23 protein-coding genes, 2 pseudogenes and 1 other annotated feature (1 of these 26 cut by a window edge) are annotated in these 26,875 nt (G+C 46.0%); of the genes and pseudogenes, 10 read left to right on the top strand and 15 right to left on the bottom strand.

Going from position 1 to position 26,875, the window contains the following annotated elements; all coding sequences use genetic code 11:
- Nucleotides 1-92 (top strand) — a binding site (T-box leader); it begins 147 nt to the left of the window's first position.
- A gap of 86 nt (nt 93-178) precedes the next feature.
- On the top strand, nt 179-1,471 hold the full coding sequence (locus tag GPK90_RS17140) for an SLC13 family permease (protein ID WP_346011299.1): 1,293 nt from the start codon (nt 179-181) through the stop codon (nt 1,469-1,471).
- A 92-nt stretch (nt 1,472-1,563) separates the two neighbouring features.
- On the opposite strand, the gene GPK90_RS17135 is transcribed toward GPK90_RS17140, so the two are convergent.
- Complete coding sequence (locus tag GPK90_RS17135) at nt 1,564-7,596, bottom strand: MBG domain-containing protein (protein WP_215703527.1); 6,033 nt, start codon at nt 7,594-7,596, stop codon at nt 1,564-1,566.
- Between the two features lie 257 nt (nt 7,597-7,853).
- On the opposite strand from GPK90_RS17135, the gene sigG reads away from it, so the two are divergent.
- Nucleotides 7,854-8,630: an RNA polymerase sporulation sigma factor SigG gene (gene sigG / locus GPK90_RS17130; protein WP_117484716.1), complete on the top strand. Its 777-nt coding sequence runs from the start codon at nt 7,854-7,856 to the stop codon at nt 8,628-8,630.
- 112 nt (nt 8,631-8,742) lie between these two features.
- On the opposite strand, the gene GPK90_RS17125 is transcribed toward sigG, so the two are convergent.
- The 8 genes and pseudogenes from GPK90_RS17125 to GPK90_RS17085 form a co-directional block, all read right to left on the bottom strand.
- Complete coding sequence (locus GPK90_RS17125; RefSeq protein ID WP_215703526.1) at nt 8,743-10,095, bottom strand: M20/M25/M40 family metallo-hydrolase; 1,353 nt, start codon at nt 10,093-10,095, stop codon at nt 8,743-8,745.
- Nucleotides 10,096-10,151: 56 nt separating this feature from the next.
- Nucleotides 10,152-10,877, bottom strand: a complete 726-nt coding sequence (locus tag GPK90_RS19665) for a thioesterase family protein (RefSeq protein ID WP_346011296.1) — start codon at nt 10,875-10,877, stop codon at nt 10,152-10,154.
- A 211-nt stretch (nt 10,878-11,088) separates the two neighbouring features.
- Nucleotides 11,089-11,268 (bottom strand): annotated as a pseudogene (locus GPK90_RS17110) (sporulation transcriptional regulator SpoIIID); the annotation flags it as partial.
- Nucleotides 11,255-12,790 carry a recombinase family protein gene (locus tag GPK90_RS17105; protein ID WP_215703525.1) on the bottom strand — a complete coding sequence of 512 codons (1,536 nt, stop codon included), beginning with the start codon at nt 12,788-12,790 and terminating at the stop codon, nt 11,255-11,257. The gene GPK90_RS17105 and the pseudogene GPK90_RS17110, both read right to left, overlap by 14 nt.
- A gap of 96 nt (nt 12,791-12,886) precedes the next feature.
- Nucleotides 12,887-13,066: a hypothetical protein gene (locus GPK90_RS17100; RefSeq protein ID WP_107001419.1), complete on the bottom strand. Its 180-nt coding sequence runs from the start codon at nt 13,064-13,066 to the stop codon at nt 12,887-12,889.
- A gap of 84 nt (nt 13,067-13,150) precedes the next feature.
- Nucleotides 13,151-14,095, bottom strand: coding sequence for a MobV family relaxase (gene mobV / locus GPK90_RS17095; protein WP_215703524.1), 945 nt, complete (start codon nt 14,093-14,095; stop codon nt 13,151-13,153).
- A 185-nt stretch (nt 14,096-14,280) separates the two neighbouring features.
- Entirely contained in the window at nt 14,281-14,676 is a 396-nt protein-coding gene (locus GPK90_RS17090) for a replication initiator protein A (RefSeq protein ID WP_007889413.1), read from the bottom strand.
- A gap of 93 nt (nt 14,677-14,769) precedes the next feature.
- Nucleotides 14,770-15,201 carry a cysteine-rich VLP domain-containing protein gene (locus GPK90_RS17085; RefSeq protein ID WP_215703523.1) on the bottom strand — a complete coding sequence of 144 codons (432 nt, stop codon included), beginning with the start codon at nt 15,199-15,201 and terminating at the stop codon, nt 14,770-14,772.
- 331 nt (nt 15,202-15,532) lie between these two features.
- Here GPK90_RS17085 and GPK90_RS17080 point away from each other — a divergent pair, with 331 nt between their 5' ends.
- Genes GPK90_RS17080 through GPK90_RS17045 form a run of 8 tightly spaced genes read left to right on the top strand, consistent with a single transcriptional unit; the run spans nt 15,533 to nt 21,837 of the window.
- The gene (locus GPK90_RS17080) at nt 15,533-16,354 is read left to right on the top strand and encodes a helix-turn-helix domain-containing protein (protein ID WP_215703522.1); all 822 of its coding nucleotides are present in this window, start codon (nt 15,533-15,535) and stop codon (nt 16,352-16,354) included.
- Nucleotides 16,351-16,830 (top strand): very short patch repair endonuclease, encoded by a 480-nt coding sequence (locus tag GPK90_RS17075; RefSeq protein WP_215703521.1) that lies wholly within the window; start codon nt 16,351-16,353, stop codon nt 16,828-16,830. The genes GPK90_RS17080 and GPK90_RS17075 overlap by 4 nt, the downstream gene beginning before the upstream one ends.
- A 47-nt stretch (nt 16,831-16,877) precedes the next feature.
- Nucleotides 16,878-17,087: a helix-turn-helix domain-containing protein gene (locus GPK90_RS17070; RefSeq protein WP_021966360.1), complete on the top strand. Its 210-nt coding sequence runs from the start codon at nt 16,878-16,880 to the stop codon at nt 17,085-17,087.
- 13 nt (nt 17,088-17,100) lie between these two features.
- Nucleotides 17,101-18,297, top strand: a complete 1,197-nt coding sequence (locus tag GPK90_RS17065) for a DNA cytosine methyltransferase (RefSeq protein WP_215703520.1) — start codon at nt 17,101-17,103, stop codon at nt 18,295-18,297.
- Nucleotides 18,284-19,018 (top strand): PmeII family type II restriction endonuclease, encoded by a 735-nt coding sequence (locus GPK90_RS17060; protein WP_195277068.1) that lies wholly within the window; start codon nt 18,284-18,286, stop codon nt 19,016-19,018. The genes GPK90_RS17065 and GPK90_RS17060 overlap by 14 nt, the downstream gene beginning before the upstream one ends.
- A 22-nt stretch (nt 19,019-19,040) precedes the next feature.
- A complete protein-coding gene (locus tag GPK90_RS17055) occupies nt 19,041-20,135 on the top strand; it encodes a DNA cytosine methyltransferase (RefSeq protein ID WP_195277069.1) in 1,095 nt (364 codons plus the stop codon).
- Nucleotides 20,135-21,298 carry a DUF262 domain-containing protein gene (locus GPK90_RS17050; RefSeq protein ID WP_195277070.1) on the top strand — a complete coding sequence of 388 codons (1,164 nt, stop codon included), beginning with the start codon at nt 20,135-20,137 and terminating at the stop codon, nt 21,296-21,298. Before GPK90_RS17055 ends, GPK90_RS17050 begins: the two co-directional genes overlap by 1 nt.
- 2 nt (nt 21,299-21,300) lie before the next feature.
- Nucleotides 21,301-21,837 (top strand): HEPN domain-containing protein, encoded by a 537-nt coding sequence (locus GPK90_RS17045; protein ID WP_195277071.1) that lies wholly within the window; start codon nt 21,301-21,303, stop codon nt 21,835-21,837.
- Nucleotides 21,838-22,187: 350 nt separating this feature from the next.
- Here GPK90_RS17045 and GPK90_RS17040 read toward each other — a convergent pair.
- The 6 genes and pseudogenes from GPK90_RS17040 to GPK90_RS17015 all read right to left on the bottom strand — a co-directional run.
- Nucleotides 22,188-22,310, bottom strand: a pseudogene (locus GPK90_RS17040) (sporulation transcriptional regulator SpoIIID); the annotation flags it as partial.
- Nucleotides 22,311-22,475: 165 nt separating this feature from the next.
- Nucleotides 22,476-23,006, bottom strand: coding sequence for a cysteine hydrolase family protein (locus GPK90_RS17035; protein WP_142412440.1), 531 nt, complete (start codon nt 23,004-23,006; stop codon nt 22,476-22,478).
- A 168-nt stretch (nt 23,007-23,174) separates the two neighbouring features.
- Nucleotides 23,175-24,014 carry a class B sortase gene (locus GPK90_RS17030; RefSeq protein ID WP_215703518.1) on the bottom strand — a complete coding sequence of 280 codons (840 nt, stop codon included), beginning with the start codon at nt 24,012-24,014 and terminating at the stop codon, nt 23,175-23,177.
- 62 nt (nt 24,015-24,076) lie between these two features.
- The gene (locus GPK90_RS17025; protein ID WP_118532355.1) at nt 24,077-24,226 is read right to left on the bottom strand and encodes an LPXTG cell wall anchor domain-containing protein; all 150 of its coding nucleotides are present in this window, start codon (nt 24,224-24,226) and stop codon (nt 24,077-24,079) included.
- A complete protein-coding gene (locus GPK90_RS17020) occupies nt 24,223-25,593 on the bottom strand; it encodes an MATE family efflux transporter (RefSeq protein WP_346011293.1) in 1,371 nt (456 codons plus the stop codon). The genes GPK90_RS17025 and GPK90_RS17020 overlap by 4 nt, the downstream gene beginning before the upstream one ends.
- 218 nt (nt 25,594-25,811) lie before the next feature.
- Nucleotides 25,812-26,864: a cytidylate kinase-like family protein gene (locus GPK90_RS17015; protein ID WP_215703517.1), complete on the bottom strand. Its 1,053-nt coding sequence runs from the start codon at nt 26,862-26,864 to the stop codon at nt 25,812-25,814.
- Nucleotides 26,865-26,875: the final 11 nt, after the last annotated feature.

The raw sequence follows: 26,875 nt of genomic DNA, 5'->3' as shown, positions 1-26,875 counted from the left end.
ACAGGGAAAGGGTATCCGGCCGGTACCCTGTAAAGCAGCGTCTTCTATGGACGAATCAGAGTGGTAACGCGGTGAAAATCATCGTCTCTTCATGCAGCAATGCATGGGGAGATTTTTTTTCGCTTAAATATCGCATAAATGCCGGAAGTGAAGCGTATTATGGCTTCATTTCACACGAATTTCGATTGCAGAAAAAGGAGGTTCTAACATCATGATTGCAGTTGCATCTTTAATCGTTCTGATCGCGGTTATCGCCTTCAGCGCAGTCACAAAAAAGAATGCCGGTGTTGTCGGTCTTGTCGCGGCATACATTTTCTCCATCGCAGCGGCAAAATGCGGCACTGAAATCAATGTCTCAAAAGTCGTTACCGGAAACTGGCCGACGAGCGTATTCTTTATCGTTCTTGCCACCACATTCCTGTTTGGTATCGCAACCTTAAACGGCACCACGCAGGCACTTTCCAGGAACATCGTATGCCTCGCAAGAGGAAACGCGAAGATTCTGCCGGTGATCTTCTTTCTCTTCGGCGCGATCATCTCCGCGGCAGGCGCAGGCGGACTGATCGTCGCAGTCATCATGCCGATTGCCCTGTTCGTCGCAGTTGAAAACGGAATCTCGGTTTTGATGATGAGTCTTGTCACCATGGGCGGTATTATGGTCGGAGGCCTGTCCCCCCTCGCCATCAACGGAATCGTGGCACAACAGCTCTCCGTGGAAAACAATATCATCGGTGAAAGCCTTTCCGGTTACCTTCCGCTCTGGGGCGCATACGCCACAGCCATGACGCTCTTTTCCATCGGTGCCTACTTTCTGCTCGGAGGTCTTCACCCGAAAAAGATGGAAAACGCTGCGACACCGCACTTTACGGGATTTGATAAGAATCAGACTCTGACACTCGCCGCGATCCTCGTGGTCCTCATCGGCGTAATCTTTTTTGGACAGAATATCGGACTGATCTCCTTCGCGTGCGCGGGTGTTCTCTTAATGCTCGGCGCTGTCGACCAGAAAAAAGCCATCGCGGCTGTTCCGTGGAGCACGATCATCCTGATCTGCGGCATGTCCGTCCTGATCAGCGTTGTCAATACCTGCGGCGGCATCGCATTCTTATCTGACGGTCTTGAGAACATCATAGGCGAGAGAACTGCCCAGCCGATCATGATGGTACTCGGCGGACTTATGGGCGCTGTCTCCAGCGGTACCGGAGTCGTTATGCCGACCCTGATCCCGCTCTCCGCGGAGCTGAGCCAGACCTTAGGCATCTCCTCCATGAGCATCGTGATCGGTGTCATCGTCGGAACCAACGGCGTCGTCATCAGTCCGCTGTCCACGGTCGGCGGCATCTGTGTCGGCTGCGCGCCGGAGTCTGTTGATAAGGACAAGCTTTACAACCAGCTGCTGCTTGCTGCTGTCAGCTTTATCGTGATGAGCGTTGTTCTTTCCTTTATCGGAGTGTTCCGGATCTTTGGTTAAAGCTTCCACGTTCCGTTTTACGTATTATCCGTATAAACATGAAAATCCGCAGGTTCCCATTTTTAGGATCCTGCGGATTTTTTGTTCATGTCTTATTTTTCTTTTGCTTCAAGTCCATCCCATGCACCGTCTTTGTCGACATAATATCCATCCGGTGTCCTGATTTCTCTGTACATGGAGCCAAGCGGCACAGCTCCGGATGTCTTTGACAAGTAGTACCATTTTCCATTGATGAACTGCCAGCCTGTGAGCATTGCTCCACTCGCCGGATCGAGATAATACCAGAAGCGTCCTGACTCATCGTAATACCAGCCAATCTGCATTCCGGTCTTTTCATTAAGCAGATACCATTTTCCGCTTGCGCCATCGAACACCCAGCCGGTCTTCAGATAGCCGTCAGAACCGAAAGCCCACCATTTTCCGTCTTTCTGGATCCAGCCCAGCTTTTCACCGTTCTGATCACTGATCTTTTCTCCTGCCGGATAGGTGCCGTCCTTGAATTCGAACCACCAGCCCTTATTATCGCGTTTCCAGGTTCCCTGTGCATCGTTTTCGGAAGAGCTGTTGTTAGAAACATTCTTTCCAAAGTTCGTTGCCGCCGGGTTCTTTGTGCTGCCGGAACCGCCGGAATTGTCGGAATCATCGGATCCACTGCTTGCCCTGCGGACTGCATGAAGTGTTCCGTTCTCAAAGTGGATCTCGTAATTCTCAGATGTCAGACCAGACGGCTGTATCGCGTAATCGCCCGCCGCGCTGTCTGGCGCATATTCACAGGTAAACTGCAGGCTGCCGTTCAGCACATCCGCGGTATCTGTTCCTGCAAATCCTTCGTAGAGGACTGTGTACTCCGGAATCGCATCTCCAACTGTGACATTCTGATCCACTGCTTTTACACTGAGCGGTGCTTTTTTGATCTCAAAGGAGAATGTCTGGCTTCCAGCCTCGTAGTTCTTTCCGGCTTCCGTATGAACTTCCACCGTGTAGGTTCCGGCATTCATCGGCGCTTCCGTTAAGATCTCGCTGCCCTTTTTGATCGTCACGGTCATGTTTCCATCGCTGTCCGTCCATGCCTCCGGCGCGGTGTTTTTCGCGTCATAGACACGGTTTAACTGATCCAGATTCCGAAGTTCGAACTCCGGCTTCGCCTGGGATACGGTCAGTTTTCCTGGCTGATATGTGATCTCATAATTTCCGTTTTCAGCGGTAAGTCCCGACGGGATGATCTTGTACTCGTCCACATCGCTGCCGGCCGCATAAGCGCACTCGTAGGAGAGTGTTCCGCCGAGGACTTCTGTGTTTTCTCCGTTTACGAAACCTTCGAACGTGCTGCTGTATACCGGCGGTTCGTCCTTATAGGTCACGTTTCTTGATTCTGCCGTCACAGTGAGCCGTGCCGGGGTGATCGCAACGGTTGCGGAGCCGCTTATGGTGTCAAAGTTTTTCTTTGTCACCGTGTAGTATACGGTATAGCTGCCTGTGTTCTTGTATACAGGGCTTTCTGTGAGCGTGCAGTTATCTTCGGACTCACCGTAAAGGATCTCACCGTCTCCAGCGTTTCCGGTAAGAGTGATCTTGATTCCGTGGGACTTTCCGTCGTAGATTCCTGTATATCCGGCTGCGTCAACGCCTGTGATCGAGGCATTTTTGATCTCGATTTCAAAGCTGCCGGATACGGAATCATGGTTTGCTGCGGATGCAGTGTAATATACCGTATAGATGCCGGCGTCGGTGAAGGCAGGAGCATTTTTTAATGCCTGCGTTTCGTCTGCGGCCTGTTCTGCTGTGAGGCCATAGCGGAAGGTGATAGCCGTGCCACCGATCGTACTTCCTGTTGCCGCGACTTCCGGCAGCTGTTCCTTTCCATTGTAGGTCAATTCACTAATCTGCCATACAGAAACGTTCTGAATTTTGGCATTTTCGATCTTTGCATCGCTGCATGAGACATTGGAAAGCTCACTCGCTGTAAGTTCATAGCAATCCTCAAATTTGGAATCCAACGCAATGCCTGTAACATTCACAGTGTTTGTTCCAGCGTCCTTGGATGTCCATGTGAAAGTTCCCTTTGCCTCTAATCCCGCCGCATCCTCTGAGAGGATCGGGTTTCCGTCAGCGGAGCTGAGGGTGAGCGTTCCTTCAGCCTTTGTACCTCCATCATAGGTCTTTGACTGGAGCATGTTTACAGAAGGAACGAGCCGCGCTTTGGAGACTGTAAATGCGACCGGGGTGCTTTCCGCTTCCTTGTAATTTTGGCTCTGGCTTACGACTGCCTTTACATACCAGAGTCCAGGTTTATTCTCTGCATTCCATTCCTTATATTCACCGTTTTCGTTACTACTGTAGATGTATTTAATTTCTCCTGTGGTGTCCGCTGCCGTGAGCTCCGGCTTCGGTGTTTCTCCGTAGCGGATATCCGGGCATGTTACTGTGGAGATTGTGTTTGAAGCGCGATATATCTTTAAATCTGTCCCTATGCGTACAGGATTTTCCTGCGCTTCCACATTCTTTCCACCGCTGCTGGTAATTCCCATATAATAAGTTGCATATTCTTGATCCGGATCTGCATTGACCTCATAATGTCCTTCTGCATTTCTCGAAACCTTCTGGGTCAACTCTGCGTCACGATACAGTTCAAACCGGATCTCTCCATAACCTGTCACCGTATGTCCGCCAACGGAATAAGCGTCCTTTATTCCCGGTTTAAGGTAGTCCTCTTCATCTTTTCCATAGTCGATGCTTGTTACAGTCTGAAACCAGTCAGGATTGAACGTGGCTTTCTTGATCGTTATCTCTCCAATCCGCAAATTTGTAACACGTTCAACTCCATTTTCACTATTGGTGCTTACATAGATTCCATAGGTTCCTGCTGCCGCCGGAGCACCGATGAAATTATCATCATCCTCTGCACCAACTTTTTCCTTATACTGAACAGCACCGATGCCAAACGATCCTTCTTTTCCCTCTACAGGTCGCACTTCTATCTCATGTATATCACCATTATGTGTATAGGTAAATTCAGTGGATCCAACTATCTGGAAATCATCCGTTGTCAGCGTGCGTTTGAGAGTCTTAAATTTGACTGTCTGCATTTCCGACACATCATTATTATCATTCTCTGCTACAAGATAATATGTATATGACGTATCAACAGAGAGATTATTCAATTCAATAGAAAATTTACCATTTTCTACATCTACTGTTGCAAAGCTCGCCTTACTATCCTCTTTCTTTGCTTCTGCTCTGAGCGCTTCTCCAGTGTATCCTTGATAATTAGAATTTGTATAGTATACTTTTGTTCCATCTGAAGTTCCCTTTATAGTCGCAAAATTCTCTTTGATATCATCAGATGATATTGCTGCGTCAAACTTAACCTGATATCCTGCGTAAAGTTCAATTTCCGGTATTTGACCTTGTGGATTTAACCTATCTTCGACAAGATGATTCACTGTTACTGTTGTATCTGTCGCAGTACCATTTCTGTTTGAATCTTCTTTGTACCTCCATACTGAAAAAGCCGCACCATCTGGCAACCCGAGATTGCTCAAATAGCTTCGATGACTATTGTCAAGATTCAGAAGATATTCATCGTAAAACGGAGCCGCTTCGCTGCTTTTAGTATAATACTTCACGTGAACCGTATAAAGATTTGGTGCGCTGAACGCATAAATCTCAGTGGTTTCCGGATTTTCAGAAATCATACGCTCATTATATACTGCAAAGATTGGAGTCTTTCCGCCTGACAGTGTAATATGTTTAAGGAGATCCCGATAATTTGAGGTCGAGGCTTTGAAAAGCTTCATGTTCGCCCCTGTTTCATTTCCGTCCCACGGGAGATTAATTTGAAGGTTTTCTTCTCCTGTTGCCGTTGCCTTTGTAAAATCGATCTCATTTATTTTTGATGCACTTTCGATCTTCATAGATGCGAACGGGAAATTTCCTTTAACCGTAAATTTTGCAGTCCCGCTGACACTGTTTTTCTCCCAAGCCATATAAACATCCGGCTGATTCTTACCACCGGAAATTGTTCCGCCTGACAAGGTAATTTCATTTAGTTGGGTATGCTTTAAACCATACTCTCCGCCTTTGATCGTTCCCCCTGTCATCTCGAACTTAGCATGGTCTTTCTGTAATCCGCTGCTTCCAAGTCTGTTTATATAAACAGCTGTGTTATTTGTTGACTCAATCCGTCCATCATTCATTGTTACTGATACTCCACCAATTGCACTGATCGCATATCGATTTTGCGAAGAATAAACGGACTGATCTACAATATGCGCATTACCATCTACAATCAGATCTGCAGAGGTCAATGTGATAACAGACTCATTCGCATTATCTGCATTCACAGTTCCAATAATCTCCCCACCTGTAATATGGATCGTACTTTTTGTCTCTCCATTGAAACCGCTGCAGTTAATTTCAGATTCCAAAGTTCCCGTTCCAACAACATTTACTTTTCCAGTGATCTTTCCCTTAAGCAGAACCGGTTTATCGTCAGCGTTGCCTGAATCTACTGTAATATCTCCATCAATTGGATTTTCTGTTCTTCCCACACTGATTTCTAACCCATCCGTTCCAGTGTTTCTCATCAGAATTTCATCTATAATTCCGGATACTGTAACTTGGGCTTTAGTGTACTTGACCGTCTCTACTTTCTCAGTCCCATCCTCAGTTTTGTCATACGTAATCGTAACCTGATACTTTTCCGGATCGGAAGGTAACTGGATTTCCGCACTTTTAATATTTCCTGCCGGAATCAAACTGGATTCAGCCTTTGGATCCATAATACGGATATAGTTGCCCACCGCTCTCGCTTCGTAACTCTGATACTTGTACGCATATCCTACATTAGAATTATGATTGACAATGCTTAAATGAATCCCTTCGACTAACGTCTCCATGTTCCCGGATGAACCTTTGATCCAGTTTTTCAATGATGAACTGGCCTCCATTGCAAGGTCACTTACCACAAATTTGAATGAGTCATTTATCGTTTTTAAATCCACTGCGACAATAGTAGCACAAGATTTAGCACTGTAACCATAATATATCGATCCATGCGTATTTCCACCTGCAGCAGATATATCAATATTATCTGATAATGATAATTTTGTCTTATCTGACATTAAAATCGCAAAAGCTCTTCCCGATGAATTAGTGTTCTCGGCATAAATTTTTCCGCCACTGATAGAAACCTCTTCGCTTTCTTGAATTGCGGCGGTATCATTAGTGTTCGTTTCTATGTAATTAACCTCTCCCCCACTTATATCTATTTTTTTTATGCCAGACAGCTGACCATTCCATATACCGTCGGTTATTTTAATATGACCATGTCCACCGTTTCCGAAGCCTCTTCCCTTGATCGTTCCTCCCTTTAAACAAACGGTATCTTTTGCCGTCAATTCAAACCCGGCAGTGAGCTCCCCAGCTTCTTGTTCAAATAACACTGTAGCATCTTTTGCATCGTTCTTTCTATAATATAGATAATTATCATCAACCGTTGTTATGTTGGCCTTATTATGTACTTTATAGTCACCATTCGCTCCAATATAAAATGCAGCGCCAGCGCTATTTTTCTTATACGAACCAGTCAATGTCAATTCACAGCCTTGTTTAAGGACCGGTCCATCACCGCTAATACTGATATTCTTAAAATCAATCGTTACTTTCTTATCCACACTATTATTCAAAATCGTCTCTATCGCATCAGTCAGATCCTTTACGCTCGTCCCATCGCCTTCCAGACTTCCTCCACTGACCTGAAACGTTCCATCTGTTGCCTGGCTGATCGTATATATTCCTCCCGTAACCGGCTCCACATTCATCGCACGCTTAGCCATTTTCCTCTTCGTCTCCGGGATCTCTTTCCCATTTGATGCTGTCGCGGTCTCCTTCTCAAGGTCGGACTCGGTCGTCTCGTTTGAATCCACAGTTGTATCCCGCTTCTCGTCCGCATTGGACGCGCTGGCTATCTCGGCCTCGATTTTCTTATTCTCTTCTTCCAGATTTTCTTCCAGCGCAGTTATTGTCTCCGCCTTCGCCATAATTCCCATATCACCATGATTGACCAGAAGGACTGCAATCAGGACTGCTGCTGACATACGTTCATACCATTTTCTCTTTCTCATATTCATTTCCCCTTTTATGACAGGTTCTTTTGGATTATACTTGCAAAATTTCAGACCATTCCACGGTTCATAGTTGATTTTATTATACGTTTTTTCTGTTCCACCCGCAATTCTTTCTGCACAAGATGTCAAAATTCCGCATAAGATGTCAAAATCAGGAATGATTCTCAGGAAATAACTCCCGTTTTTTTCATGTATAAACTGCCCTGTTTTCGTGAATCATTTTTCTATGAAAACAAATTGCGGAGGTTCTTATCATGGCAGGATATAAGGTTGAAATCTGCGGGGTAAATACTTCGAAGCTCCCGCTTCTGACGAATGAGGAAAAAACCGACCTTTTCAGACGGATCCAGAATGGAGATACGGACGCAAGAGAAACATATATTAAAGGAAATCTGAGACTTGTCCTGAGTGTGATCCAGCGGTTTTCGGGCAGCAGTGAGAATATCGATGATCTGTTCCAGATCGGGTGCATCGGGCTTATCAAGGCCATCGACAATTTTGATCTGTCACAGAATGTGAAATTTTCAACTTATGCGGTTCCGATGATCTTAGGTGAGGTACGGCGGTATCTGAGGGACAATAATTCGATCCGGGTAAGCCGGTCTCTCAGGGACACAGCTTACAAGGCTCTCTCTGCGAGAGAATTTCTCACGAAGAGAAATCTCAGGGAACCTACAATCATGGAAATTGCAGATGAGGTTGGGATCTCAAAGGAGGAAATCACCTACGCGATGGACGCGATCCAGAGTCCGGTAAGCCTTTATGAGCCGGTTTACACGGACGGCGGGGATCCGCTCTGTGTGATGGATCAAATCAGTGACAAGAAGAACCGGGAAGAAAACTGGGTGGAACAGCTTTCTCTTAGTGAGGCAATGAAGCGGCTGCCGGCAAGGGAGCGGAAGATCATTGATATGAGATTTTTCGAGGGAAAGACGCAGACGGAAGTAGCAGGGGAAGTCGGGATCAGCCAGGCGCAGGTATCACGGTTGGAGAAGAACGCGTTGAAGAGTATGAGGAATTATCTGAATTAAAAAAGACGTTTTCACGTGGATATCCAACGATACTCCGCTGTGAAAACGTCTTTTATTTACATGATTTTCTTAATTTTCAGCTATTCTGTGCCTTACCGGCACACGCTCTTTCCTATTTCGCTGTCTCCCCATATCTGGTCAGCAGTTCCATATAGAAGTCAATGCTGTCCGCCAGCTCTTCCACTCCGGTAAACTCGTCAACGGCATGAACATGGTGATCTCCCTTCGCGTAGATCGTGGAGAAACGGTATACACGGTCACTCATGTCATAGACAAATCTTGCGTCTGTTCCGCCGAGCATCATCTCCGGACACGGGATCACATCGCCGTAGATCCTGCTGCTGATCTCGACGAGAAGATCCTTGATCGCTCCGTCATACAGAGATGTCGGGGACGCGTTGCTGCCATTGAGGACACGGACTTCCACCTCCTCCGGCACGATGTCTTCCAGATGTTTCTTTACACTCTCAACGGTATCCCCGGTAAGGATGCGGCTGTTTACGACAGCTATGACCTTCGCCGGAAGAATATTCGCCTGAGCGGAACCTGAGAGCATCGTCGGAACGACCGTCGTGTGGAACATTGCATCGAGAGCCGGATCTTTCTTGAAATACGGAACCAGCTTCTCAAGATTTTCATCCGGATTCTTGAGAAGCTCTGCAAGCTTCGGATTTTCTTTCACCATATACGGAGCAAGAACTTCAAAGCGGCGGCGGATCGTATCCGTCACACGGTACGGCATTGGATTCTCCTGAATCGCGATCAGTGCTTTTGCGATCATGGTCGTCGCGAAATTCTCGCCCGGACGGCTGGAATGTCCGCCTTTTGCCGTATAGGAAAGTTCAAAATCCACGTATCCTTTTTCGCAGAGTCCGATGGTGCAGAGTCCTTTCCCATCGATCCCGTAATCGCTTCCCGGGCGGACTCCGCCGCCTTCATCTAAAACAGCACCGAAGTGGATCCCTGTTCCACGGAGCGTCTCCGCCGGAATCTTTCCGCCGGCTACCTCCTCCATATATCCATAGGAGAGATACAGATCATAGTCCGGTTCGTAACCCTTTTCAAGAAGTGCCTCAACAGCCTCCATCTGTCCGATGAGGTTGCTCTTGCAGTCGCTGGAGCCGCGTCCCCAGATCTTTCCATCCGCGATGGTTCCGGAGTATGGCGGATACGTCCACTTTTCAAGGTCACCTTCCGGGACAACATCCTGATGCGCCATCAGAAGAAGCGGAGCAGCGCCGGATTTTCCGGTTCCCTTCCAGTGATAGAGAAGTCCGGCCTGATCGGTATGTTCCAGAGTCAGATGTTTATGTACCAACGGGTAGGTTTCCTTTAAATATTCATGGAATGCGTCAAATTTTGTATAGTCAGTCAGTGAATTATCCGCGTTTGATACAGTTGCGAAGCGGACCGCACCTGCAAGGTGTTCTGCGCTGATCTGCGGATCGATTGTATGTTTTCCCATATGCTCTTCTCCTTTTGCTGTCAGATCCTGATTGTCCTGTAACTTTGCTGCAGCTCTTATTCTGCTTTCTTCTCCGCCTTCTCGCTCATCGCCTTGGAGTTTACGATAATACGCAGGTGGGAACCTTCTCCACATTTGCCTTTTTCATCATGTACTTCGATATCGAACCAGAGCTTTCTTCTCTCGATGCTGCGAAGCTTCGCTGTAGCTGTCACTTTCATGCCAACCGGTGTCGGTGCTAAATGGCGGCAGTGGATCTCCGCTCCGACTGTCGTCTGCCCCTCTTCGAGATAAGATTTTGCAAGCTCCAACGCCGCATCCTCCATCAGCGCCACCATATTTGGTGTGGAGAGGATTTTCGAACCGGCGCTGCCGATGCGTTTTGCGGTCATCTCATCTGTGACCGTCCAGGTCAGGCTGTATGTCGGTGCATAGAGATCTTCCTTATCTGTCAGGATCGCAGCAACCGCTGTGCATGCCGGGCAGTCACAGAATCTTGCGCCTTCTGCTTTGATCTTTTTCGCATGCGCCTCGATTCCGGCTGCCTTCTCCGCACCGAAGATCTTCTTTCCATCCTCAGATCCTGCGAAAGCGATCAGTCCGTCGATCGGGATAATATCTGCCGCGATCTCCTCGATCAGCGCTTTTGCCGCCTCATCCTGCTTTTCCGTATTGACAGCCGCAAGCCAGTTGTTTGCGGCTTCCTTTGCCTCAGCACAGCAGGACGACGCCTCTGCAAGTGCTTTTACTTTCTCGATCATTGCCTCTGTTTTGTTCATCATTTATTCCTCCGTTCATCTTTTCAGACTACCGCTTGTGCCGCCAAATCAATTTTTCGGCCGGACGCTTCTCTGAATTTCATCTTCAGGAACAGTCCTGTTCCCATTCTATCGCAGATATTTTAAAAATTCAATCAGCTTTTTTATCTGTTTTCAGACCTTTTCCCGGTATTGGGATCGTTTCTCTCAAATTTTCACCGGATTATTTCCAGATTCACAGATTCTCCCTGCTGCACGCCTGCAGCTGGTGTTCATGCTCGTACTTCTCCTTCGTCGCAAGCCCTCCGCGGATATGCCGTTCCGCCTTATTGATATCCAGAACCACCCGCGCCTGCGCTGCCAGAGAGGGATCGATATGGATCAGCCGGTCAGTCACATCCTTATGTTTCGTCGTGATGAATTAGAACTGTTTCGTCCAAGCCCAAATCTCCAAGCAAACGCAGGTAAATATCCACATTCCCATCCTTATCCACTTCGATTTTCTGGATAATGCGTTTTAGCTGGGCATTGGTCATCTGGTGTACATCTGTTATATCCTCAATCTCTTTGAATGTCCGTCCGAGGACGCTTTCCAACTGTTCCCCCTTGGTAAGATGATACGCTACCATCTTCAGTTCGTTTTCCAGCCGTTCAATTTCTTTTCTCATGCCGCCGATTTTATCATTCAGTTCCTCTCTGGAAATCAAATCGTCTGCGTACATATCCATATATTTTTGCCGGATTTTTTGCAGCTTTGCAAGCTGGGCATTTAGCTCTTTTTCATAATTCAGGTTTTCGTCCTTTGCCTTATAAACCCGCTGAAATTCTCCGACCACATAACGGATCACATTCTTCTTTGCTTTCAGAAGTTGAGCAAAATATTCCTGCAAAACTTCAATCAATTCTTCTTCATCTACCGTCACAGCATTGGGGCAGTTGTCTGCACCACGCCCGTTATGCCCGGAACACACCCAGCGGACATAAGTGTTTTTATATGTGCGGACTGTGCGCCGGAAGGACCAGCCGCATTCCTTGCATTTGATAAGAGTAGAGAACAGATATTTATTGCTTTGGCGTTCCTTATCCACCTTAAATGCTTTGCCTCTGGACTGCATAATCTGCTGTGCCTGTTCAAAAACCTCCGGCTCAATAATACGCAAATCTGGACGCTCCACAACCATCCACTCGGTTTCATCTTTGTCCGCCCTCTGCCCGGTCAGAAAGTCGGTTACTTCCTGTTTGCCGTTAATAATTTTACCCGTATAAAGTTCATTCGTAAGAATACGGCAAACCCCATTCTGGCTCCACTGGCAATTCCGTTTTGTCCGCAATCCTCGTTCATTTAAGAAAATAGAAATTTTCGCAGCACCATACCCGTCTTTGATATACCACTCATAAATCTGGCGGACAACCGCAGCTTCTTCTTCATTGATTGCAAGGTTAAAATAATCTCCAATCGTCTTATCATATCCATAAACGATATTCGGGACACGACCTTTTTCAGCATTCATCTTTTTTCCAAATTTCACACGCTTTGAGGTATTCGCACTTTCCTCCTGTGCCAATGCCCCAAAAATCGTCAGCACAAATTCACTGTTCCCCATGCTAGTCATGTTAGCGGTCAAAAACTGCGTTTCAATTCCCAAAGATTTCAGCTTGCGGACATTCTGCAAAAGGTCAACGGTATTTCTGGCAAAGCGAGAAATATCCTTGACTACGACCATATCAAACAACCCATGCTCGGCATCTGCCATCATGCGTAAAAATTCTTTTCGATTTTTTATTTTGGTTCCAGAAATACCCTCGTCTGCATACAATCTTACTAAGGTGTCCCCTGTGCGTTTTGTGTATTCAGAAAAAAACTCTTTCTGTGCTTCCAGGCTGTTGAGCTGGTCAGCCTTATCGGTGGAAACACGGCAGTAAGCAGCTATATTCATGGCAAAACCTCTCTGTTAAAATTAAATCGTTCTGTTACATCTTAATATTATCACATGAAGTCAGCGTTTTCAACCATGAAAAAAGGGACACTCCGCTCACGCAGAGTGTCCCTCGTCTAATTTTTCTTCGGTATCATCTGATGCGGCTGCGGCTTCTTGAATAGCCGACTGTACTTTTTCCGTATTGGCTTCAATTAGGATTTTCAGTAAGTAGTCGGCGGTCTCTGCCGCTGGATTAGGGTTATGAAACCGATAATTTAGTTTTCGCTTTTTCACAGCAGAGTTCCACCTCCTCCTTGTGTGCTACTCTTTGTCCATGTCTATGAAAACAAGGCGGAAAATAGTACCATATAACTTTTGTCAAAGTTCACGCCCACGCTTGTTGGGCTGTCGTTTCAATTCTGCCAGCACCTCCGGCGGGATACGGTCTACCAGCCGTTGAATGTCTTTCAGCTCGCTTTCCAGCTTTGCCCGTTCCATCGTATCTTTCATCTTGCCTTTTTCGCTGGCTTTGGCTCTGGCTTCCAACTGTTCATTTTTTGCCAAAAGGTCGTTTATTGTGACCTTGTATTTTTTGAGCTGACCGGAGAAATTCTCCATCTGCGGAAACCACTTTTTCAGCAGGGAGAGGGCTTCCTCTTTCTTCTTTCCGGCATTGAATGGGGTAATACCGTCCAGCGTAGCTTCAATGGCTCTTGCCTGTTTGGAGAGATTGACCGCCTGCTTGAACAGACGGGTGGGGATATGCTTCCTGCCTGTCTTGCTGGCACTTTCCCCACGCTCCAAGTCGGGATATTTCTCCACCATATAAGCGTGAAAATCGTCCTGCCATTTTGTGAGGTTGGCTCTATTCCCTATAATCTCCTTTGCACACAGGCGGTTGTCCTCTGTCAGCGGGACAAAGACCAAATGCAGGTGGGGCGTTTTCTCGTCCATGTGTACCACCGCCGACACGATATTTTCTTTCCCTACCCGCCCGATTAAGAAATCAGCCGCCCTCTGGAAAAATTCCTGTATCTCCTTTGGGGACTTCTTCTTAAAAAATTCCGGGCTGGCGGTAATCAGCGTATCCACAAACCGGGTGCTGTCCCTGCGGGTGCGGCAGCCAGCCTGTTCAATGCGGCTTTGAATGAAGTGGTAATAGCGTCCCTCCGGCTTGACGATGTGGAAATTGTACTTGCTCCGGCTGGTGTCAATGTCGGGATTGCTGGCGTACTGTTCCTTTTGCCGTTCGTGATGGGCTTCTAGCGGTCTTGCCGGATTGCCCTTGTGTTTTTCAAATCGCAAAATTGCGTGTTGTGCCATGAAACTCCTTTCCCCGTTCCGTTCCTTTCCGGGACTTTTCCACAGGAAAATCCCGCAGAAAATATCTCGGATCGGATAGGAATGGATAAGATATAAATAAAATCGTTTTAATCTCTGTATTTCTATATACCGTCCGGTTTTCGTACTTCAAGAGGATTGATTATCGTACTTGTGGAGTGCGGTTTTCAGTCCTCTGGCGTTCCATAACCAGATTTCTTGAAGTCGGTGTTTGGAACCGCTTCGTAGGATTTTGGGTAAATACGGTTGGGTTTTCCACAGCCCTGCTTCTGGATTTCCACCAGTCCGGCATATTGCAGTTCCCGCAGGGTGTTGACCGCTTTCTGCCGTCCGCAGTGGAGCAGCTCCACCACCTCGTTGATGGGATAGTAGAGGTAAATGCGCCCATATTCATCTGCCCAGCCGTTTTTCCGGGACAGGTCTGTCCGGCGCAGGATAAAGGCATACAGTACCTTTGCTTCGTTGGACAGGGGTGTGAATGTGGGGGCTTCAAAAAGGAAATTAGGAAGCCGGGTAAAGCTGACCGCCTTTTCCGGCTGATGGATATAAATGGTGTTTGTCATATCGTGTTTTGTGGACGGTTAGAAGCCCGTTTTCTGGGGCAGACGGTAGTTTCTATTGCCTGCCCCTGTTCTGTGCTTGTAAAGCCTTGTAAATCAAGGACTTTTCAGCCCCCAACTGTCCACACAAGACCTCCTTTTCCGTTCACTTTCTGTTTTCTGCCGCCTGTGAACTCTGGCGGCACAGTCGGGACAGTATTTCGCCCGGTTGGACTTTGGGACGAACACTCTGCCGCAGACCGCACAGCGTTTTAGCTCCTTATCCCGGAAAATCTCCGCTTCCAGCGTCCCGATTTGCGGCAAGACCGACCAGCGGAACCACTTACAGCAGACCGAGAAAGAAATGGTCTGGGGGCAGGTGTGGGTGTCCCCATCGTCAAGGAGCATACAGTTCCCGTCCTCATAACAGCAGCACTCCCGGCGGATCAGGGCATTTGCCCGTTTCCTCTGTGCCGGTGTCATGCGGTAAAGGGAACCGTCCTGCCTGCGCTCTATGGGCGGCAGTCGTTTATATGGGTTCTCTCTCATGTGTTCCCTCCATTTTTCCTTAGCCGTTCTCCCCGAAAAGGCTTCCTGCCCCATTCCTGCGGCGTGTTCCAGCGTTGGCACGCTCCCCGGACTTCGGGACATTTTGTCCCGAAGTGGCTCGTTGCGGTGCTTCCCCTGCCGGGGTATTCCTTTTCGGACGGTCATTCATTTTTCAAGGTGCAGTTCATCGATGAACTACCCTAAGTCTACACGAAAAAAATGCAATTCCCGGAATCTTGCGAGAATTGCATTTTAGGGCAATATTCCATTTCAAAATTGCATTTCTGCAATTTTCCTGTATAATGGGAAATAGGAAAAGGAGGTGCTGTGTATGGCTTTACCCGGAACACCCGGACAGAGGATTTCTGATTTGTGCAACGGCAATCATATTTCTCAAAAGCAGCTTGCGGAGAAGATAGGCGTATCTGCTTCCCAGTTGAGCCGCATTGTCAGCGGTGAAACAAAGACGGTCAGCAGTGATATTCTCATAGGCATGGCAAAGGAATTTAAGGTATCAACGGACTACATATTGGGTTTGTCCACTTTGAGTGTCCGTAAAAGCTATGATATTTCTGAATTAGGATTGTCCGAGGGAGCTGTGAGAGGGCTTGTGACAGGTACAGTCGATGTGCAAATCCTCAACCGTCTGTTGGAACACAGGAACCTCCCGAAACTGATGGATTTGATACGGATTTATTTTCAAGACACAGCTGCAAAGGGTATCATGGCAAGAAACCAGCTGATTGAACTGGCAACAGCTTCCCTGTCCGATCTGATGAAAGAACACCCGGAACATCGGGCAGAAGCAAGACAGGATTTGCAACTTCTGAACGCACAGAAGATGGGCGAACACGAAGCAGAGATTGAAAAAATAAAGAATGTATTTCTTGCTATCCTACGGGATATTAAGAAAGATATGGACAACGGAGAACAGCCAGGAGAAGCTGTGACCGCCGCTATGTTCCAAACCATGCAGGAAACCATGAAAGGCCATCAGCAGGAACCGCTTTCTATGGACGATGTAGCTGCTATGATTGCCGGACAGATTGGGCAGCTTCTTCCTATGGACGAGGAAACCACCAAGCAGTTTCAAGTACTGGCAAAAAAGATGATGGAACAAGCAGGCGATGCTCAAAAAGAGGAAGAACCATGAGTGATGTAATGACCCCGGAGCAGCGGAGCCGAGCTATGAGCCATATTAAGGGAAAAGATACCAGTATTGAGGTTATACTACGGAAAGCACTCTGGCACAAAGGCATCCGGTATCGGAAAAATTATAAAAAGCTGCCGGGTACGCCCGATATAGCTATAACAAAATACAGGATTGCTATCTTTTGCGACAGCGAGTTCTTCCACGGCTATAATTGGGAGATCAAGAAACAAAAGCTTGGTCATAACCGGGAATATTGGATCAAAAAAATCGAACGCAATATGGCCCGTGACCGGGAAAATGATTTCAAGCTAATTGCTATGGATTGGATTCCCATGCATTTTTGGGGGCAAGAGATACAAAAACACACAGGGGAATGTGTACAAGCCGTCGAAGATTTGATTTTTGAATTGCAGATGAGCCAATTTGATGTTATGATAAGCGGAACAAGGGACTATATTGAAGATATAAAACTATAATTTTATATTTTCAGTTGTTATGTTGATAAAATAAAAGGAGTACCCTTATGACAATATCAGAACAGATTAAGGTGCTTTGTGTACGCTGCAATATCAGTGTTGCGGAACTGGCAAGGCGTATGGGGACTACCCCTCAGAATTTCAATTCAAAAATGAAACGGGAAAGCTTTACAATCTCTGATTTAGAATATCTGGCAGAAACATTGGGGTGTTCTTTTGAACGCTATTTTGTCCTTCCAGATGGAGAAAAGATTTAATGGGAGGATATACATGAATTTATTGCACTTTAAAGATAATGCCTCAAATCGGGATGTAATTTCCCTATTTTCAGGGGCAATGGGGCTGGATATTGGCCTTTCAAAAGCTGGCCTCAACATCGTAATTGGACAAGACTTTGACCCTGCTTGTGTCGCAACTATGCGTGCAAATGGACATAAGGTTCTGGGCGGTGACATCCGTGAAATCAATGAAGCAGCTTTGTTGGAACAGACTGGATTAGCACAGGGAGAACCTTTCCTAATTTGCGGTGGTCCACCCTGTCAGCCGTTTTCTACTGCCGGTAAGAGGCTGGGGATTAACGATCCACGAGGCAGCTTATTCATGGATTTTATCCGTATGATTGACTATATCCGTCCCCGTTTTTTTATTATGGAAAATGTAAAGGGGATTATATCTGCTCCATTAAAGCATATGCCCCTTGCGGAGCGTGATAAAAACGATCCTGAACAGCATTTGGGAACTGTATTAGATGTTATCCTCTCGGAATTTGATAAATTAGGATATAAAACGGTGTATGGGATTTTGGATGCCGTCAATTATGGTGTACCTCAATTCCGGGAACGGTTCGTGTTAATCGGAAGCCGGGACAATGAAAATATTTTCTTACCATTCCCAACACACTTCCAGATGCACCAAGACTCGCAATACCGCTGGCGTACCTTGAACGATACTATCCGGGATTTGGAAAATAATTGTGGGGAATGTGCTGCCTTTAGTAAAGACCGCCTTGCATATCTCCGCCTTGTCCCAGAGGGTGGAAATTGGCGTGACCTACCGGAAGATATTCGGAAAGAAGCTATGGGTGGTGCCTATGGCTCTGGCGGTGGAAAAGTTGGATTTTATCGGAGATTATCTTATAGCCAACCTTCACCAACTTTAGTGACTTCCCCGGTACAAAAAGCAACTATGATGTGCCATCCGACCCAAGATCGACCTTTAAGTATCAGGGAATATGCCCGTATTCAGCAGTTTCCTGATGATTGGCATTTCATGGGGACAAGTGTTGCAAAATATAGGCAGATTGGCAACGCTGTACCGGTTGGGTTGGCATTAGCATTGGGAAATGCCGTACTCTCTGTTGCGGATCAATCTGCTGAAATCCGCACAAAACGATTCAGAGGGACAGACATCCATCAAAAGCTGAAACAAGCTATCGAAATAGGAGGAAGCTGTTATGCCAATAAATAGTAATTACAATGAAGAAGCTATTGTAGAAGCAATTGCGACTGCATTGGATAATTTTTACACTAACTTAATCAGCAATATTGACAAGCTCAACATCAAAAAGGTTATGAAGCGCAAGAACCCGTACCTGTTTCGGGCGAAGGCTATGAATGGGGCCGCACAGATTATTGATGCAATCCTTGCTGCCTTTGTATCCTCGTCCGAGGAAACAATATTTGGAAATGTTTTCTTTGAACCTATTGCTACTGCTGCTGCACAAGGACAAAAGGCATTGGCAGAAGGCGTTGACATTATGGTAGAGCGGGACAACACTATCTATGCTATTGCTGTAAAATCTGGCACAAGCGTTTTCAATGCGGACAGCCGCAAGAAACAGGAGCAGAACTTTATGGCGGCAAGTAAACTGGCTCAACAAGCTAAGAAACGCTTTGTCCCGATTGTAGGCTATGGCTACGGAAAGAAAAAAACATCCAGCCGTGGGCTTCCTAAGTTTTATATGGAATTGGCAGGCAAAGATTTCTGGACAGAATTGACTGGTGATGAAGAATTCTATATAAAACTAATCCGCTTCATGGATAAGCTCCCTGAGAAATATGTGGAAGAATTCGATGCTTCCTATCAAAAAGCTTCAAATCGGCTCGTTCGTGAGTTTACTCAAGAGTTTTGCTTTGAGGATGGTAGTATTGATTGGGAGAAGCTTGTCGAATTTAATTCTGGAAATTAAAGTGATTATTAGGAGAGAAAAGATGAATGTTGAAGTGTTTTCTTTTTTCTCGGGATTAGGCCTTTTAGATTTAGGATTTGAAAATACCGGCTTCAATATCGTCTTTGTAAACGAATATAATAAACGCTTTTTAAACGCATATCAATATGCAAGGAGAAATAACGAACATATCCCAAGTTATGGGTATAGCGACAAGGATATTAGGGAATATTTAATAGATGATATTTGGTATCACTCATTTCCAGCCTATGACAAACGAGAAGAAAAAATAATCGGCTTCATTGGAGGGCCACCATGCCCGGATTTTTCTATAGCAGGAAAGAATGATGGAAAAAATGGCATAAATGGCCAATTGACTTTAACGTATGCCGATTTGATTATTAAAAGAAAGCCTGATTTTTTTGTCTTTGAAAATGTCAAAGGATTATATCAAACCAAAAAGCATCGTGAGTTCTATGATGCAATAAAAAGGCGATTTAGGAGAGCAGGATATACACTATTTGATTCAATCGAAAACGCATTGGAATATGGTGTTCCTCAGTATAGAGATCGTTTGTTCCTAATCGGTTTTTCTACTAAAGTATTTGGTAAAAAGTTAAAATGCAATATTGGTGCACACAAAAAATACCATATAGACCGCATTATGGCTATGCCATGGCCAACACTTTCACCGTTTGTAGCTGATAGTAAATTAGACTGCCCTGACGGGATTATAAAAGATCTTACTGTTGAATTTTGGTTTAACAAAAACAATGTTGAATTCCATCCAAACGGCAAAGATATATTCAGTATAAAGGCATATAATAAATATGAAAAAATTAGCGAAGGAGCAACGGCTGGAAAATCATTTAAGCGATTACATCGATGGAGATATGCTCCAACTGCTGCCTATGGAAACAACGAAGTGCATCTTCATCCATATAAAATGCGAAGGATTAGTGTATCGGAAGCTTTAGCATTACAATCAGTCCCTGCCGATTTTGTTCTTCCTACAGACTTACCTCTATCATTAAAATTTAAAATGGTAGGTAACGGAGTACCTGTTTTATTATCGCAAGGAATAGCTATGGATGTTATGGACGTAGTTCAATGTGTTATAGAAGGAGGAAAACAGTAATGCCTGATCATTATGAAATGCAAGACGAGGAAACATCAGTTATCTCATATGATATTAGTGTCATTCCAAATGACTTCAATGTTATGACAATCAATAGTCTTATTGAATCTGGGATAATATCAATGCCTACTTTCCAGCGTAATTATGTGTGGGATAGAAAACGTGCATCCAGATTTATAGAGTCCCTAATTTTAGGGCTTCCTATACCACAAATCTTTTTATATCAAATAGAACGGAACAAGTATAGTATTATCGATGGACAACAGCGTCTTTTGACAATTTATTTTTTTGCCAAGCAACGTTTCCCAAGAAGTGGAAAGCGTACGGTTTTGCGAAAGATTTTTGATGAAAATGGGAAAATTCCTGATAACATTTTATCTGACAATGAACTTTTTCAAGATTTTAAATTACAATTTGCTAAGCAAGAAAACGGTGAGCCTCATCCTTTGAACAACAAAAAGTACCATACACTAGATGTAGCACAAAAAAGTTCGTTTGATCTTATGCCTATTCGATGCATGTCAATAAGGCAAAATAAACCCGAAGATAATGGTTCGATATATGAAATTTTCAGTAGACTCAACACCGGCGGACTCAATCTTTCGCCACAAGAAATTCGAGGTTGTTTATATCGCTCTGACTTTTACAAAATGATTTACGCTTTAAATTCAGAAGCCTGTTGGCGAAATATGGTCGGTAAAAAAGAGGAAGATGACAAATTTCGTGATGTCGAAGTTTTATTGCGTTCCTATGCTTTGTTGTATGATGAAGCATTATATTCGGGTTCAATGATTCGTTTCCTAAATCGTTTTTCAAAGGAAGCACAAGCATTCGATGAAGAAAAAATTGAGCAGAGTAAGAATATATTCTTTGACTTTATGCGTATTTGTGAAGATATTGACAAAAAAGATTTCTTAACAAAAACAGGAAGTTTTAATGTATCCCTGTTTGATGCAGTGTTTGTAACTATTGCAGAAAGGATATTATCTGATGGTATTGAGAATGCTTCAATCACACAGGCCGCCTTTAATGAGTTAAAGGATGACGAGGACTTTAAAACTGCAATTACTCACAGCACCTCCCATGTTGAGAGTGTAAAAACAAGACTACGCCTTGCACGCAAATATCTGTACGGGATAGAACTACCCAACGATGAGGATTAAAGATGGAAAGCGAACGAATAGAAAGACAATATCAAGATTCCCAAGAACTTTATAATTATTTACTTGGCAAAGGAGAGATTTCCTTTGCTACATACATAGATAGCGTTTACAAAAAAGTATTGGTTCTATCCGCAGCAAGCTATTTTGAAAGTAAAATTTCAGAACTAATTTCCAAATATGCTACAAAAGCTAGTGGCTCAGACAAAAGAATTGTAAATCTTATCGAGTCGAAAGTTATCGAACGTCAATATCATACTTTATTTGACTGGAAAGCAAATAATACTAATACTTTTTGGAAGCTTTTTGGTGAATCAACCAAAGATAGCGTTCGACAACATATAGATGGCGATGAAGATATGAAAGTAGCTGAACGAAGCTTCATCGATCTTGGTCGCCAAAGAAACTTGTTAGTTCATGAAAATTTTGCGGAATTTGATGTGAATATTACTGTAGAGGAAATTTACAATAAATACCGTAAGGCTTGTAAATTCATTTCGCTGATAGAAACAGTATTAGATCCAGCGTATTTAAAAAAATAAAGATTTTATATACCTGCTGTCACTCTCGAAACCGTCCAGTGTTTTGCTCATTCCCATCCGCAAAAACCTGCCCGTTTTTCTGCCGGGCAAAGCGAGCGTTTCCATCCGGCAAAACCCTCATTTTACCCATCAGCCGTGACAGCAGGTATAACACACTACACTTTGCAAGCAAAGTCGTGTGCCAAAGGGTACCCCTTTGGAAACCCTATTTTGTCGGAGTGTGTAGCCACACTTCCTCCAAAATGCAAAATAAGCGGCATAGGCCAGCCCGTTCCCGGTGCTGCTCTATACCGCTTATTTGCCTACATGGGCTTCTTATTCTATCGCCCATATTAACCGTTCTATTTTATCACTTCTGTATGCACCGTACTTTTCGAAATTCCAAACCGTTTTGCTGTCTGTCTCACCGTCGCATTCTCATCAATAATATAGTTCGCGATCTGAATCGCCCGCTCTTCAATATATTCCTTCATAGGGGTTGCCCCTCGATGATATTTTTACCATCTTATTACCTGATGTGAAAATTTATACGCGGGCAGCGAGAAATACAGGATAAACAACAAAAGTGCAGACCTGAGAACTTTCCGTAAAGAACTCAGATCTGCACATACCTTTTCCGTCTGTATTATTCTTTCTTCTTACTTCACAACGATCTGGCAGCTTCTCATAGTCTCCAGAGCCGCCTCATGTCTTTCCCTCGTAACGCCTGCCGCACATGCGGAATCCACAAAGACCGGTGTCTCCGGAAGGAACGCTTTGATCAGGAGCGCGTTTGAAACCACACAGATATCCGTGCAGAGTCCCACAAGCTCGATGGACTCGATCGGTGTCTTCTTATTTCTCTCAAGAAGATCTTCCGCCAGCTCCGGACATCCGAAGGTAATTTTCTCGTAAGTCGCCGCGTCACGCTCTATGGCGATCTTCTCAAGCTCCGGGATCAGGTCCCAGCCGTCTGTCCCCTTAATACAGTGAGGAACCGGAAGAAAATGTCCCTCCTGAGTATCCATATAGTTCTCGAAATGTGTGTCCTTCGTAAAGATCACTTCCCCGTCAAACGTTTCCGCCTTTTTGACAACAGCCGGAACGATTGCCTCCGCATCCTTACTGCCGAGACTTCCATTCACAAAATCCTTCTGCATGTCCACAACGATCAAAATTTTTTCTGCCATAACTCCCTTTCCTTTCTCCGAATCCGGATCTATCTGATTCCGAGGATACCCCAGATCACCCGGCATGTCAAGCCATTTTCTCCCGACGATCCCCTGATCAAAAAATGCTTTCCGGGCATTCTCCCAAAAAGCATTTTCTTTCTTCCAATCTACTATTATGGAGATTTCTCACGGTTCACTGATTCTCCTGGCTGCCACCACAAACCGACCATCCTTCGTGTGATAACTGCATGTGGACAACATCAGGATCTGCTCCCCGTATTCCGGGATGATCCCCGTTTCATAGTCAGAATTTTCCTGAAGCCATGTGATCAGCTTCCCGTATTCCTCCTCTGAAAGATCCCCTCCGGACCGGTAATAGCGGAATCCTTCCTCATCTTCGTAGAGGACTCTGCTCTCCGCAGCTGCAAACACCTCATACTCCCGCACTTCACCATCCACAAAAAACTCAATGACCGGATGTTCCGTCTGCCAGTTCTCCGACTTGTAGTCATCCAGGGTCCCAAACATGGAACCATTTTTCATGTTGTGTCCATACACGATCATACAGGTGCTGTCCTTATCCGACAACTGCCCAAGGAACGGGGTTCCACCCGACGAGCGGGATCCGTCAAACGCTCTATGCAGGTAATATTCCGGATCGGATGCTCTGCTCATTACCGGATAATCGATCCGCGTTCCCGGGATTTTCAGCCATCCGACATAGTCCGGGTTCTGCTCCGCCAGAGACGCATAACCGGCAGCCTCCCTCAGGAGTTCCTGTTTTTCTTCTGCCTCCGCCGTATTTTCCACTTCTGTCGTGTGATCATCCGCCGGATCCACGATAGAGTCCTTCTGTTCCGCAGTCTCCATATAGTCAGAAGCGGCTTCACTCAGTTTTCTGAATGCCGCCGCCTCCTTTCGTGCCTCGAAGATATCACGACCTGCCATATAGGCGGAGAAACAGAAGATCCCGCCGAAAATAAGGACTCCAATCCGATACCACAACGGATTTTTCTTTCTTTTCATTTCTTAGCTCCCCATGTTCTGATCCGCCTGCAGTCCTGGATATCCACGGCCCTGCAGACTCCTCACTCCTGTTCTTTTTTCCTGGTCATAAAGAGGATTCCCGCAGCCGAGATCCCCATCATCAGGAACCAGAAATTCCGGTGTGTTTCATCTCCCGTCTTTGGAGCATCCGGATCCGGTCTTCTTAATTTCTTCAAAACTGTAGCTGTCACGAAAGTTCTTTTTCGATCTTCTTTATAACAAATAAATAAGAAATTCCTGTAAATAAAGCTGCTGCGATCCATGCCGCCGGATCTGCGAAGCACGCCAGCGGATAACTCAGAAGCTGGATCGCCGCCATTGAGACCAGCAGTCTCGCGATCAGTTCCGACACACCGCCCATCATCGGGAGAAATCCGTAACCGCAGCCCTGCATAATGTTGCGGAAAATAAAGATCGTGCAGAGCGGCAGGAAAAAGACCGCCGTCATGTAGCAGTATGTTTTTGCCCACGGCATCATAGCCCCAAGGTCTACGTCTCCTGTAAAGAAGAGCCCGAGACACGGCTTTAAGAGTGCGCACATCAGTGCCGCTGCGGCAACGGAGTAGACAAATTCCGCGAGGAGCGCAGATCGCACGCCTGACTTGATCCGCTTGACATCTCCGCTTCCATAATTCTGACCACCGTAGGTCGCCATCGTCTGTCCCATGGCGATCATGCCCTGGATCACAAGACTCTGGAGCTTCGCCGCAGCCGTATAGGCCGCAACCGCCACGGAGCCGAAGAGGTTGATGGCGGACTGCATGATCATAGTCCCCGATGCAGTGATCGCGAACTGGAACGCCATCGGGATCCCGGCCGCAAGCTGGTTTCTCGTGTCATTTCCGTGAATCTTCCAGTGTTCCCTATCAGGCTTTAAGGATGGAACCTTAACCCAGATATATCCCACGCAGAGCACCGCCGAGATCGCCTGGGACAGATTCGTCGCCCAGGCAGCCCCCGCTACGCCCATACCGCCTCGGATGATAAAAAGCAGATCCAGTCCCACGTTCAGACAGGCGGAAAATATCAGGAAAAACAGCGGGACCTGACTGTTTCCGACCGCACGCAGGTACGAAGAAAACAGGTTATAGAAAATATTCGCCGTAAGTCCAATGCTGATCCCCATAATATAGGTATAGGCATCACGAAAAATATCTGCCGGTGTGTTCATCAGATGGAGCAGCGGATTCATAATGCACACGCAGAACACCGTCATGATGATCGCTGCGATCACAGACAGGAGAATTCCGTTTGCCACACTGCGTTTCACGCCTCTGGCATCATTGGCACCATATCTCTGCGCAGTCAGGATCGAGAATCCTGCCGTGATCCCCTGTGCAAATCCCGTTGTCAGGAACATGATCGTTCCGGTTGAGCCGACCGCCGCCAGCGCTCCCGCGCCGACATATCTGCCCACGATGATCGTGTCCGCCATATTGTAAAGCTGCTGGAAAACATTTCCGATGACCAGCGGGATCGTAAACCGCAGGATCACCGGCAATGGTCTTCCCTTTGTCATATCAAGCTGCATGGTTGTTGGTCCTTTCCTCTTAATCATAGTTACATTTCCGGTTTTATCTGATACTATTTCCGCCAGATCATGCCTACGCATACAGTGGGAAATTTCTGCAGGCGACAGTCGCCAAGTTCTCGCGTAAGCGCGGACTTTGGCTCGTTGTTCGCGTAAAAAGAATATGCCTGGCTCTGTGAAAGCCAGGCATGGAACCTGTATTTTCCGCCTCCGGTCGATTCACCGGCGGTGTTTTGTTCAGGTCACTATTCTGATTTCTTATCGTTCTTTTTTTCATGGTCACGCCCGATCATTCGCAGAATGAAATCAACGGTACCGTCGATTCCATAGCTTGCGCTGTTGATACAGAGATCGTAGTTGTTCGCGTTTCCCCAGCTTCTTCCAGTATAGAAATTGTAATAATGCGCGTGTTTTTTGTCAAGTTTTTTCAGTAAATGGCGCGCTTTTTTCCGGTCTAATCCGGAGTTTACCTCGATCGCTCGGTGGATCCTCTGTTCGATCGGTGCAGTGATATAGATACTGATATGCGGAATGCCGTTGTTCGTTAAGATCGCATCGGCACAGCGGCCCATGATAATAAAGTCTTCCTTTTTCGCCATATCACAGATCAGGTCGCTCTGGTTGAAGAAGACGGCATCCTGACGGTTCAGGCCGTGGTAACGGCTGAAATATTTGATATGATCCTTCAGGGACATATGGGTCACTGCCTCAAACTCGCTCGCCGGGCTCTGCTGCAGTTCCTCAGAGACGTGGGCATATCCCGCCGCGTCACGGATCGTCTTATCCTTCTCCGCGTCGAGGCGTTTTAATACTGCCTCGAAAATATCGGCATCGTAATAGTTAATATGAAGCTTATCCGCAAGTTTGAAGCCGACATCGATTCCACCGCTTCCGTATGTCCAGCTGATGCAGATGATCAGGTGGTCGTCGTTGGAGAAACGGTTCGCTACGTTGAAGCTGTTTAACTTCGCGAGGATCGGGTCGATCACATCGCCGCTGGCGAAGCTTGTCGGAAGACTCATGACCTCATTGAGGATGCGGTTGTACTCGGTCATACACATCGCACGTTCTTCTTTATCCTCGATGGTGCGGGCCATGTTCGCGATCAGTCCAAGCTCGCTGCGGACCAAATGTCCCTGCGGTCTTGTTGTAAGAAGCTCGGTGAGTTCGTTTACACAGCGCTCTCTGTCACGGTTGAATACACGTCCCAGGGAGGAGCCAAGGTGGACATAGACCTCCGCGTCCAGATCGTATATATGTTCTGCCAGTTCTTTGATTTCTTCTTTCGTTGCAGCCATATTTCCTCCCC

The sequence above is a fragment of the Clostridium sp. MCC344 genome, from assembly GCF_018785365.1.
Lineage (GTDB): Bacteria > Bacillota > Clostridia > Lachnospirales > Lachnospiraceae > Pilosibacter.
This window is presented reverse-complemented; position numbering and strand designations above follow the sequence as displayed.